At 65.1% G+C, this 11127-nt stretch carries 8 protein-coding genes; 6 read left to right on the top strand and 2 right to left on the bottom strand.

The window, feature by feature from the left end; all coding sequences use genetic code 11:
* Positions 1–11: 11 nt before the first annotated feature.
* The gene (locus HY852_RS03020; protein ID WP_291602476.1) at positions 12–1961 is read left to right on the top strand and encodes a molybdopterin biosynthesis protein; all 1950 of its coding nucleotides are present in this window, start codon (positions 12–14) and stop codon (positions 1959–1961) included.
* 3 nt (positions 1962–1964) lie between these two features.
* On the opposite strand, the gene mobA is transcribed toward HY852_RS03020, so the two are convergent.
* Both mobA and HY852_RS03030 read right to left on the bottom strand, forming a co-directional pair.
* Positions 1965–2594: a molybdenum cofactor guanylyltransferase MobA gene (gene mobA / locus HY852_RS03025; RefSeq protein WP_291602478.1), complete on the bottom strand. Its 630-nt coding sequence runs from the start codon at positions 2592–2594 to the stop codon at positions 1965–1967.
* On the bottom strand, positions 2584–3474 hold the full coding sequence (locus HY852_RS03030) for a formate dehydrogenase accessory sulfurtransferase FdhD (RefSeq protein ID WP_291602479.1): 891 nt from the start codon (positions 3472–3474) through the stop codon (positions 2584–2586). The genes mobA and HY852_RS03030 overlap by 11 nt, the downstream gene beginning before the upstream one ends.
* 215 nt (positions 3475–3689) lie before the next feature.
* On the opposite strand from HY852_RS03030, the gene mobB reads away from it, so the two are divergent.
* The 5 genes from mobB to fdhF all read left to right on the top strand — a co-directional run bounded on the left by mobB (position 3690) and on the right by fdhF (position 10658).
* Positions 3690–4217 carry a molybdopterin-guanine dinucleotide biosynthesis protein B gene (gene mobB, locus HY852_RS03035; RefSeq protein ID WP_291602480.1) on the top strand — a complete coding sequence of 176 codons (528 nt, stop codon included), beginning with the start codon at positions 3690–3692 and terminating at the stop codon, positions 4215–4217.
* 9 nt (positions 4218–4226) lie between these two features.
* A complete protein-coding gene (gene glp / locus HY852_RS03040) occupies positions 4227–5483 on the top strand; it encodes a gephyrin-like molybdotransferase Glp (protein WP_291602481.1) in 1257 nt (418 codons plus the stop codon).
* A gap of 45 nt (positions 5484–5528) precedes the next feature.
* Positions 5529–5792 carry a sulfurtransferase TusA family protein gene (locus HY852_RS03045; RefSeq protein ID WP_291602483.1) on the top strand — a complete coding sequence of 88 codons (264 nt, stop codon included), beginning with the start codon at positions 5529–5531 and terminating at the stop codon, positions 5790–5792.
* 400 nt (positions 5793–6192) lie between these two features.
* A complete protein-coding gene (locus tag HY852_RS03050; RefSeq protein ID WP_291602485.1) occupies positions 6193–7896 on the top strand; it encodes an NADH-ubiquinone oxidoreductase-F iron-sulfur binding region domain-containing protein in 1704 nt (567 codons plus the stop codon).
* Positions 7893–10658, top strand: coding sequence for a formate dehydrogenase subunit alpha (gene fdhF / locus HY852_RS03055; protein WP_291602487.1), 2766 nt, complete (start codon positions 7893–7895; stop codon positions 10656–10658). Before HY852_RS03050 ends, fdhF begins: the two co-directional genes overlap by 4 nt.
* Positions 10659–11127 lie beyond the last annotated feature (469 nt).

Genomic DNA, 11127 nt, shown 5'->3' on the forward strand with positions numbered 1-11127 from the left:
CAGGTTACACAATGGACAAGGTTCCGCTGCCCAAAGACGGCGACAGCCTGGATCAGGACCAGTTCCTGACTATCCTGTCGCGAGAAGAGGCGCTTGAACGGTTTCAGGCCGCGCTGTTTCCGCGCGAAATCCCGAGCGAGGGGCGCAGGCTTGCCGACGCGCTCGGCCACGCGCTTGCCGAAGATGTGATCGCGCCGCTCGACGTGCCGCCGTTCGATCGGTCCAATGTCGACGGCTTTGCCGTGCGCTCGGCTGATGTTGCTTCCGCCGGCGAGGGCGCGCCGGTTCGCCTGATCCTGAATGGTGAAACGGTGGCCTGCGGCATCGCGCCGACAAAGCCGGTTCTGTCGGGAAGCGCGACGCTCGTTGCAACCGGCGCTCCCCTGCCCCGCGGCGCTGACGCCGTCGTGATGGTCGAGTACACCCAGCCGGCGGGTGCCGGCGCCATCGACGTTCGCCGCGCGCTTTCGCCCGGACAGTTCGTCTCCTATGCGGGTTCTGACATCGCGCGCGGCGAAACCGTGCTGCGGGCGGGAACGGTAGTCGGCTCGCGTGAGATCGGCATGCTGGCGGCGTGCGGGATCGCGGAAGTTGCCGTCATCCGCAAGCTGCGCGTCGGCGTCATCTCGACCGGCGATGAACTGGTGCAGCCCGGCTCGCCGCTCAGGCCGGCGGCGATCTACGACACCAACGGCGCGATCGTCGCCGCGGCAATTGACGAGAACGGCGGCAAGGCGATGTTTCTCGGCGCCATTCCCGACGACGAGGCAAAGCTCGAGGCCGCAATGCGGCAGGCGCTCCTCGAAAGCGACATGCTGGTGCTTTCCGGCGGCACGTCGAAGGGCGCAGGCGATCTGTCCCACCGCATCATCGACCGACTCGGCAAGCCGGGCATCATCGCCCATGGCGTGGCGCTCAAACCGGGCAAGCCGCTGTGCCTTGCGGTTTGCGACGGCAAACCGGTGGTGATCCTGCCGGGATTTCCGACCTCGGCGATGTTCACGTTCCACGACATGATCGTGCCGGTATTGCGGCGGATGGCCGGCCTGCCGCCGCGCACCGATGCCAAGGTTCGCGCGACAGTGCCGGTGCGGATTGCCTCCGAACTCGGTCGCACCGAATTCGTGATGGTCGCGCTGATCGAAGGCCGCAACGGACTGATCGCCTATCCTTCCGGCAAGGGCTCCGGTGCCATCACTTCGTTCGCGCAGGCCGACGGTTTCCTGCGCATCGATGCGCTCGCCGACCAGATGCCGGCCGGCACCGAAGCCGAGGTGACGCTGTTCACCCCGCATGTACGCGTGCCGGATCTCGTGATCATAGGCAGCCACTGCACCGGGCTTGATCTCGTCACCGCTCCACTTGCCCGCGCGGGCCTGTCCGTGCGCTCGATCGCGGTCGGCAGTAGTGGCGGGCTCGGGGCGGCGCGGCGCGGCGAGTGCGATTTGGCACCGATCCATCTGTTCGACGATCGAAGCGAGACCTACAACACCCCGTTCTTGGCCGAGGGCCTTGAACTCGTGCCGGGCTGGCGCCGCATGCAGGGCATTGTGTTCCGCAAGGGCGATCGGCGCTTCGAAGGCCTTTCCGCACCGGATGCCGTGCGTGCTGCGCTCACCGATCCCGCCTGCATCATGGTGAACCGCAACCAGGGGGCGGGCACGCGCATCCTGATTGACCGGCTGCTCGGCGGCGCACGGCCGGAAGGCTATTGGAACCAGCCGCGTTCGCATAACGCGGTTGCGGCTGCGGTGGCGCAGCATCGCGCCGATTGGGGCATGGCCATTGCGCCGGTCGCGCAAGCCTCGGGTCTCGGTTTCATTCCGCTCGCCGAAGAGCATTATGATTTCGCGCTCGTCACAGAGCGCAAGCAACGCCCGGCCGTGCAGGCCTTTCTCGATGCGCTGGCCTCGCCGGAGAGCCGCGCGGCACTCGATCGAGCCGGCTTCCGGCCGGCATAGTTCCTAGTCTCCATCAAGTGCCGCCAGCCGCTCCGCTTCCGCGATATCCTCCACCGTATTGGCATTGAAGAACGGGTCGAGCGGCTCGGCCGGCCAGTCTACGGTGGCGGGCCTGTAGCGCGCGGTCCAGCGGTCGATCCTGCGGATGTCTTCCTTCACCAGCGCGTGGCGAAGCTCCTCGCGCAGGCCGACATGCCACAGCCCGATCACCGGATGGGTCTGTCCGCCGGAGGCGGCAACGGCAAGCTGCGCATTCCCCGCGGCGCGCTCCTGGTGCAGTCGTGCGACGAGGTTGCGCGGCAGGAATGGGCAATCCGTTGCAGTGCTGAGCACCCATTCGGCCTCGGGCCGGTTGGCCGCCGCCCAGTCGAGCGCGGCCAGAATGCCGGCGAGCGGTCCGGGAAAGCCGGGAACGTCGTCGGCGAGGACGGGAAGACCGAATGCGGCAAAGCGCGCCGGATCGCCGTTGGCGTTGAGGATCAGCCCGTCGCATTGCGGGCTGAGGCGTGCGATGACGCGCTCCAGGATGGTGCGCCCGCCGATGGTGCGCATCGGCTTGTCGCCGCCGCCCATGCGGCGCGCAAGGCCGCCGGCGAGCAGCACCCCCGGCGTCGGCGGAATCTCAGTCGTCATGGCTTTCGCCCTTGCGCCTGTGCCGCGCCGACTCTTCCTCGACATAGGCGAGGTTCTGATCCTGGACGATGCGCTCCTCGCCCGACAGCGCGATGAATCGCTTTCCCCGCGTGCGCCCGACCAGGGTCAGTCCCACCTGGCGTGCGAGATCGACGCCCCAGGCGGTGAACCCGGAGCGCGAGACCAGGATCGGAATTCCCATGCGCACGGTCTTGATCACCATCTCGGAAGTCAGGCGCCCGGTGGTGTAGAGGATCTTGTCGGCGGGATCGACGCGGTGCCGGTACATCCAGCCGGCGATCTTGTCGACCGCGTTGTGGCGTCCGACGTCTTCGGTGTAGCAGAGCGGCGTGCCTTCCTTGCACAGCACGCATCCGTGGATCGCGCCGGCCTCCAGATAAAGCGAAGGCATGGTGTTGATCGTTTGCGTCATCTGGTAGAGCCAGGACGTGCGCAGCTCCGCCTTCGGTAGCGCGACGCTTTCCACCGCCTCCAGGAGGTCGCCGAACGCCGTGCCCTGCGCGCAGCCGGAGGTCTGGGTGCGCTTCTTCAATTTCTGTTCGAAGTTGGTGTGGTGCTCGGTCCGCACCACGACCACCTGCAGATCGTCGTCATATTCGACCTCGGTGACGACGTCGTCGTACTTGAGCATGTTCTGGTTGAGCAGGTAGCCGAGCGCCAGATAGTCCGGATAGTCGCCGATCGTCATCATGGTGACGATCTCCTGGGCGTTCAGGTAGAGCGTCAGCGGCCGCTCCATCGGCACCTTGAGTTCGACCCTGGCGCCGGTCTGGTCGACCCCGGTGACGCGTCGGGTCAGCCGCGGATCTTCCGGATTTGGGACGATCAGAGGAAACGGTGCTTTGTCGATCTTCATCATGGCAAGGACGTTAGCATGACAATCGGGCCAAGCCGATATAAGCATGTCGGGAATTGAACACGAAATGCCGCTTCGACCGTCATTGCGAGCGCAGCGAAGCAATCCAGAATCGAGCCGCGGAAATAGTCTGGATTGCTTCGTCGCTTCGCTCCTCGCAATGACCGCGGGTGCGGCGGTTCCACCGGCCGTGCGCCGCTGGCGGAGGTTGACCTCGGATGAAAGTGATTGGCCTCGCAGGTTGGAGCGGCGCCGGCAAGACCACGCTGCTTGCGCGCCTCATCCCGCACCTTCTCAAGGAGGGCTTGCGCGTTTCCGTGATCAAGCATGCCCACCATCATTTCGACGTTGACGTGCCGGGCAAGGATTCCTGGCGCCACCGCGAGGCCGGCGCGACCGAGGTCCTGGTATCTTCCGAGAGACGGTGGGCCTTGATGCATGAACTGCGCGGGGCGCCCGAGCCGCGTCTTTCCGATCTGCTGCGGAAGCTGTCTCCTGTCGACCTCGTCGTTGTCGAGGGGTTCAAGCGCGAGCGGCTTCGCAAGATCGAGGTGCATCGTTCCGCCAACGGCAAGCCGTTTCTGTTTCCCGGCGATCCCCATATCGTGGGCATCGCGACCGATAGCTCCGTTGAAACCAGCCTTCCCTTGGCCCATCTCGATGATATCTCCTCGATCGCCGCGCTGATGCAGCAGGCGGCGATGCCGCTGGACGACCTGATCGCAATCCGCCCGGCGCAGGACTGAAGAGGCACGATGGCGCAACTGTCCGACGACTGCTTTGCCTTCGGTGGGCCGATGATGTCGGTCGATGAAGCCGTCGCGCTGATCGCTGCGCGCGTGCATGCGGTCGTCGACCTCGAGACCGTGCGACTTGTCGATGCGGATGGTCGTGTGCTCGCACGCAACATCGCTGCGCCGCTGCCGCTGCCGCCCTTCACCAATTCCGCCGTGGATGGGTACGCGGTGCGCAGCGAGGATCTTCCGAACACGTCGGAGCAGGCATTCCCGATCTCCGGCCGCATTCAGGCCGGCGCCGCGGCAACCGCGCCGCTCGAGCCCGGCCACGCCGCGCGTATCTTCACCGGCGCGCCGATGCCGCCGGGCGCGGATACCGTGTTCATGCAGGAAGATGTCCGGATCGATGCCTCCGGCAAGGTGTTGCTGCCCCCGGGACTTAAGCCGGGCGCGAACGTTCGGCCGGCCGGCGAAGACATTCCGCAAGGCACGATGGCCTTGCCGGCGGGCCAACGCCTGCGTCCGCAGCATGTCGCGCTTGGTGCGGCGCTCGGACTGACCGGGTTCGAGGTTGTCAGGCGGATCCGTGTCGCGGTGTTTTCGACCGGCAACGAACTGGCTGCGCCGGGCGAGAAGCGTGCTGCCGCGCAGCTGTTCGATTCCAACCGCGTCATGCTGATGGCGATGCTGCGCCGCCTCGGCTGCGACGTCAGCGACCTCGGCATCCTGCGCGACGAGCACACAGCTCTTGCCGGCGGACTGAAGAAGGTCGCCGGCGAACATGATCTGATCCTGACCACCGGAGGCGTTTCGACGGGCGAGGAGGATCACGTCAAGGCGGCGGTCGAGAGCATCGGGACGCTCGTGTTGTGGCGCATGGCGATCAAGCCCGGCCGGCCCGTGGCAATGGGGATCATCGGCGGCACGCCCTTTATCGGCCTGCCTGGAAATCCGGTCGCGAGCTTCGTCACCTTCGTCCATGTGGTGCGGCCGACGGTGCTGGCGCTGTCCGGTGCGTTGCCCGAACCGCTCGTCCCAATGCCCGTGCGCGCCGCGTTCACTTACAGGAAGAAGCCGGGCCGGCGCGAATATGTCCGCGTCAGCCTGCGCAAAGGCGGGGACGGCGCGCTCGAGGCCGTCAAGTTTCCGCGCGAGGGCGCGGGACTGTTGTCGTCGCTGGTCGACACCGACGGGCTGGTCGAGCTTGGCGAGAGCGTCACGCAGGTCGAACCGGCCCAAAACGTCGGCTTCCTCGCTTATGCGAGCCTGATCTGACGATGCCGCGTTGACCTTGACGACCCGGATGTTCATGTTCCTCGCATGACCAGGACGAAAATCGATCTCACCGGACTGAAATGTCCGTTGCCGGCGCTCAAGACGCGAAAGGCCTTGAAGCCGTTGCAGGCCGGCGACCAGCTCGAGGTGCACTGCACGGATCCGCTGTCGGTAATCGACATTCCCAACCTGATCCGCGAGACGGGTGACAAGGTTGAGATCACCGAGCGCAGCGAAGGCCGCATCGTCTTTTTGATAGAGAAGGCGAATGGCGCGATAGGGAAAGCAAATGAGGCTTCCGACGCCTGATCGCTCGGACATTGTCCTTTGCCAGTCGAGAGTGTTGCCGCATAGGTTCCAATGCATCTGATTTTCGCGGCCGGTGTCGATTTTGCCTTGCGTTTCCCGCGTCGCTGAGTGTTCAAGACTCCAAGGCTGACATTGAAGGCGGAGTTTCCGACTGGATCGCAAACAAAGCCGAAGTTCTGAATGGAACCTGAGAACAGAGGCCTCGCCGACGAAGAACGCTGGTTTTGAGATCGGCATGAACAGGAGCTGAGGCCGAGCCTTTGGGAATTTGCCGATCAACACCGGCGTGGGGTGAAGGCTGGAAGGCCCTCAAATGCTTACTAGCCCACGATAATCTGGTTGGCATCTGGCATGCCAGAGGATAGGGTTGATCAGCCGCAAGATGACGGGACGGGACGCGATGAGTCATGACGTGCACCAGGTTCGCTCCTTCGAGCATCCCGGCGAAGGACGACGGCGGGCCAAGGCGACGTCCAAGGGCCGCCAGGTCGATCCGGCCGCCGCACAGGAGATCGAACTCTTGCTCGGCGACAAGCCGCGGCGGCGTGACCTCCTGATCGAACATCTGCACCTGATCCAGGACAAGTATCACCAGATCTCCGCGGCGCATCTCGCGGCGCTGGCGGACGAAATGAAGCTGTCCTTCGCCGAAGTATTCGAAACCGCGACCTTCTACGCGCATTTCGACGTCGTGAAGGAAGGCGAGCCGAACATTGCGCCGCTCACCATCCGCGTCTGCGACTCGCTCACCTGCGCCATGCTGGGCGGCGAGAAGCTTCTGGAGCAGCTTCAGAGCAAGGCCGGTCCTTCCATCCGCGTGGTGCGCGCGCCCTGCGTCGGCCGCTGCGACACCGCGCCGGCGGCCGAGGTCGGCCACAACTTCGTCGATCGCGCGACCGTCGAGAATGTGCTCGCCACAGCAAAGGCCGGTGAGACCCATGCGCATCTGCCGAACTACATCGGATATGACTCCTATGTTGCGGCCGGCGGCTACAGGGTTCTGAACCGGCTGCGCTCGGGCGAATTGCCGCGGGAAGAGCTCTTGAAGGCGCTCGATGACGCCGGCCTGCGCGGCCTTGGCGGCGCGGGCTTTCCCGCCGGGCGCAAATGGCGCGCGGTGCTGGGCGAGCCCGGTCCGCGTCTGATGGCGGTCAATGGCGACGAAGGCGAGCCGGGCACGTTCAAGGACCGCTATTATCTCGAGACCGATCCGCATCGCTTTATCGAAGGCACGCTGATCGGCGCCCAAGTGGTGGAAGCGAGCGATGTCTACATCTACATGCGCGACGAATATCCGGTGTCGCGCGAAATCCTGGAGCGCGAGATCGCGAAGCTTCCCGAGGGCGGTCCGCGCCTGCACCTGCGCCGCGGCGCCGGCGCCTACATCTGCGGCGAGGAATCCTCGCTGCTGGAAAGCCTCGAGGGCAAGCGCGGCCTGCCGCGGCACAAGCCGCCTTATCCGTTCCAGGTCGGCCTGTTCGGCCTGCCGACCCTGATCAACAATGTCGAGACGCTGTGGTGGGTGCGCGACATCGTCGAGAAGGGCGCCGACTGGTGGAACAGCCATGGCCGCAACGACCGTCATGGTCTGCGCTCCTTCTCGGTTTCGGGCCGGGTGAAGAATCCCGGCATGAAGCTGGCGCCGGCCGGCATTACGGTTCGCGAACTGATCGATGAATATTGCGGCGGCATGGCCGATGAGCACACCTTCCATGCGTACCTGCCGGGTGGCGCGTCCGGCGGCATCCTGCCGGCGTCGATGGGCGACATCCCGCTCGACTTCGGCACCCTGGAAAAATACGGCTGCTTCATCGGCTCGGCCGCGATCGTGATCCTGTCGCACAAGGACAGCGTGCGCGAAGCCGCGCTGAACCTGATGCGCTTCTTCGAGGACGAGAGCTGCGGCCAGTGCACGCCGTGCCGGGTCGGCACGCAGAAGGCGGTGCTGCTCATGCAACGGCCGGTGTGGAACCGGGCGCTGCTGGAGGAATTGAGCCAGGCGATGCGCGATGCATCGATCTGCGGCCTCGGACAGGCGGCCTCCAATCCGCTCACATCGGTGATCAAATATTTCCCTGACGAGTTCAAGGAAGCGGCCGAATGATGAAGATTACGTTCGAGCTCGACGGCAAGCAGGTCGAGGCCAATCCCGGCGAGACGATCTGGCAGGTTGCCAAGCGGCAAGGCCAGGAGATCCCGCATCTGTGCCATTCGCCCGCGCCGGACTATCGCCCCGACGGCAACTGCCGCGCCTGCATGGTCGAGATCGAGGGCGAGCGCGTGTTGGCGGCATCGTGCAAGCGCACGCCCTCCGTCGGCATGAAGGTCAAGACGGCAAGCTCCCGCGCGGTTGCGGCGCAGAAGATGGTGATGGAGCTCCTCGTCGCCGACCAGCCGGCGCGCGAGACCTCGCACGATCCGGACTCGAAATTCTGGCATTGGGCCGAGAAGACCGGTGTCACCGAAAGCCGCTTCCCCGCGGTCGAGCGCTGGAGGCCTGATGCCAGCCATCCGGCGATGCGCGTCAATCTCGATGCCTGCATCCAGTGCGGCCTGTGCGTGCGCGCCTGCCGCGAGGTCCAGGTCAACGACGTGATCGGCATGGCCTATCGCAACGCCGACGCCAAGATCGTGTTCGACTTCGACGATCCGATGGGTGAATCCACCTGCGTCGCCTGCGGCGAATGCGTGCAGGCCTGTCCGACCGGCGCCTTGATGCCGGCGGTGATGCTGGACGAGAAGCAGACCCGCGTCACCTATGCCGACAAAAAGGTCGACTCGCTGTGCCCGTTCTGCGGCGTCGGCTGCCAGGTCACCTACCAAGTCAAGGACGACAAGGTGATCTACGCGGAAGGGCGCGACGGTCCCGCCAATCACAACCGGCTGTGCGTCAAGGGCCGCTTCGGCTCCGACTACATCCATCATCCGCATCGCCTCACCAGGCCGCTGGTGCGGCTGCCCAATGCGAGTAAGGACGCCAACGACCAGGTCGATCCCGCCAATCCCTTCACTCATTTCCGCGAGGCTTCCTGGGAGGAGGCGCTCGACATCGCCGCCAAGGGCCTCGTCAAGATCCGCGACGAGCACGGCGTCAAGGCGCTTGCGGGCTTCGGCTCGGCCAAGGGCTCGAACGAGGAGGCGTACCTGTTCCAGAAGCTGGTGCGCACCGCCTTCGGCTCCAACAATGTCGACCACTGCACGCGGCTGTGCCACGCCTCCTCGGTCGCGGCGCTGATGGAGGGATTGAATTCCGGCGCGGTCTCCGCGCCCTTCGCCGCAGCCATGGAGGCGGAAGTCATCATCGTGATCGGCGCCAATCCGACCGTGAACCATCCGGTCGCGGCGACCTACATCAAGAACGCGGCCAACCGCGGCGCCAAGCTGATCGTGATGGATCCGCGCACCCAGTCGCTGTCGCGCCATGCCTACAAGCATCTCGCCTTCAAGCCGGGCAGCGACGTCGCGATGCTGAACGCGATGATCAATACCATCATCACAGAAGGCCTGATCGACGACCAGTACATCGCCGGCTACACCGAGGGCTTCGAGGAGCTCAAGGCCAAGATCCAGGAGTTCACCCCGGAGAAGATGGCGCCGATCTGTGGCGTCCCGGCCGACACGCTGCGCGAGGTGGCGCGGATGTACGCCCGTGCAAAGGCCTCGATCATCTTCTGGGGTATGGGCATCAGCCAGCACGTGCACGGCACCGACAACGCCCGCTGCCTGATCGCGCTGGCACTGATCACCGGCCAGGTCGGCCGTCCCGGGACCGGGCTGCATCCGCTGCGCGGACAGAACAACGTGCAGGGCGCGTCCGATGCCGGGCTGATCCCGATGTTCCTGCCCGACTACCAGCCGGTCGGCCGGGACGACTTGCGCGGCAAATTCGAACAGCTGTGGCACAAGGATCTCGATCCGGTGCGCGGCCTGACGGTTGTCGAGATCATGAACGCGATCCATGCCGGCGAAATCAGGGGCATGTACATCGAGGGTGAGAATCCCGCGATGTCCGACCCCGACCTGCAGCACGCGCGCGAGGCTCTTGCAAGACTTGATCACCTCGTGGTGCAGGACCTGTTCGTCACCGAGACCGCCTTCCATGCCGACGTCATCCTGCCGGCGTCCGCGTTTGCGGAGAAGGAAGGCGCCTTCACCAACACCGACCGCCGCGTGCAACTGGCGCGTCAGGTGATCAGGCCGCCGGGCGATGCGCGGCAGGATCTCTGGATCATCCAGGAGATCGCAAGGCGCATGGGGCTTGACTGGAACTACAGCGGCCCGGCCGACGTCTTCGCCGAAATGGCGCAGGTGATGCCCTCGCTGAACAACATCACCTGGGAGCGGCTGGTTCGCGAAGGCGCCGTGACCTATCCGGTCGACGATCCCGACAAGCCCGGCAACGAGATCATCTTCACCACCGGTTTCCCGACGGAAAGCGGCCGCGGCAAGATCGTGCCGGCTCATATCATTCCGCCCGACGAGTTGCCGGATGACGAATATCCGATGGTGTTGTCCACGGGGCGCGTGCTCGAACATTGGCACACCGGCTCGATGACGCGCCGCTCGAACGTTCTCGACCAGATCGAGCCCGAGGCGGTCGCCTTCATGTCGCCGAGGGACATGCGGCGCATGAAGCTGGTCCCCGGCGATTTCATTCGCCTCGAGACCCGCCGGGGAGCAGTCGAGGTCAAGGTGCGGTCCGATCGCGACGTGCCGGAGAACATGGTGTTCATGCCGTTCTGCTATGCGGAGGCGGCCGCGAACCTGTTGACCAACCCGGCGCTCGATCCGTTCGGCAAGATCCCCGAGTTCAAGTTCTGCGCGGCGAGGGCCGAACCCGCCGAGGTGCGGGATGCGGCGGAGTAGGGGGCGCGCCATATCCGATGATGTTCCACATCCTGAGGAGCCGCGAAGCGGCGTCTCGAAGGATGAAGGCCGGAGCGTGGCCCTCATGGTTCGAGACGGCGCTTGCGCGCCTCCTCACCATGAGGACTGAAGACGTGTCGGACGCGAGGCGATCGCTCTCTGTAATGGTCTAATTCGATTTTCAAGCAGCCGAGGGGATATGAGTCCGCATTCTCGCGGCGCGTTGCGCCCGAGGTTTGCTTCAAGCTCACCCTCTCTCATTGAAGAGGGCGCAGGGAAGGCCGGGTGCCGGCTGGCACCCGCGGTCCGTGCGCAAACGCACACGGGGGGACCACAGGGCAGCCGGAAGCAACCCGGCCTTCCCTGCGCGAATGGTTTTAACGGCTTATGTCGTGATCTCCCCGGTGAGACGAGCTCTATTGCCACCGTCGCCGCGCGGATTCTTTGGCGTCTCGCATCCGGTTGGAGC

This window comes from Bradyrhizobium sp., from assembly GCF_016213215.1.
In the GTDB taxonomy this organism is placed as follows: Bacteria; Pseudomonadota; Alphaproteobacteria; order Rhizobiales; family Xanthobacteraceae; genus Bradyrhizobium.

What these genes read in the sequence shown, in the direction of transcription:
- HY852_RS03020 (WP_291602476.1), top strand. Translation starts at nt 12, where the DNA reads ATGGACAAGGTTCCGCTGCCCAAAGACGGCGACAGCCTGGATCAGGAC.
- mobA (WP_291602478.1), bottom strand. Translation starts at nt 2,594, where the DNA reads ATGACGACTGAGATTCCGCCGACGCCGGGGGTGCTGCTCGCCGGCGGC.
- HY852_RS03030 (WP_291602479.1), bottom strand. Translation starts at nt 3,474, where the DNA reads ATGATGAAGATCGACAAAGCACCGTTTCCTCTGATCGTCCCAAATCCG.
- mobB (WP_291602480.1), top strand. Translation starts at nt 3,690, where the DNA reads ATGAAAGTGATTGGCCTCGCAGGTTGGAGCGGCGCCGGCAAGACCACG.
- glp (WP_291602481.1), top strand. Translation starts at nt 4,227, where the DNA reads ATGGCGCAACTGTCCGACGACTGCTTTGCCTTCGGTGGGCCGATGATG.
- HY852_RS03045 (WP_291602483.1), top strand. Translation starts at nt 5,529, where the DNA reads ATGACCAGGACGAAAATCGATCTCACCGGACTGAAATGTCCGTTGCCG.
- HY852_RS03050 (WP_291602485.1), top strand. Translation starts at nt 6,193, where the DNA reads ATGAGTCATGACGTGCACCAGGTTCGCTCCTTCGAGCATCCCGGCGAA.
- fdhF (WP_291602487.1), top strand. Translation starts at nt 7,893, where the DNA reads ATGATGAAGATTACGTTCGAGCTCGACGGCAAGCAGGTCGAGGCCAAT.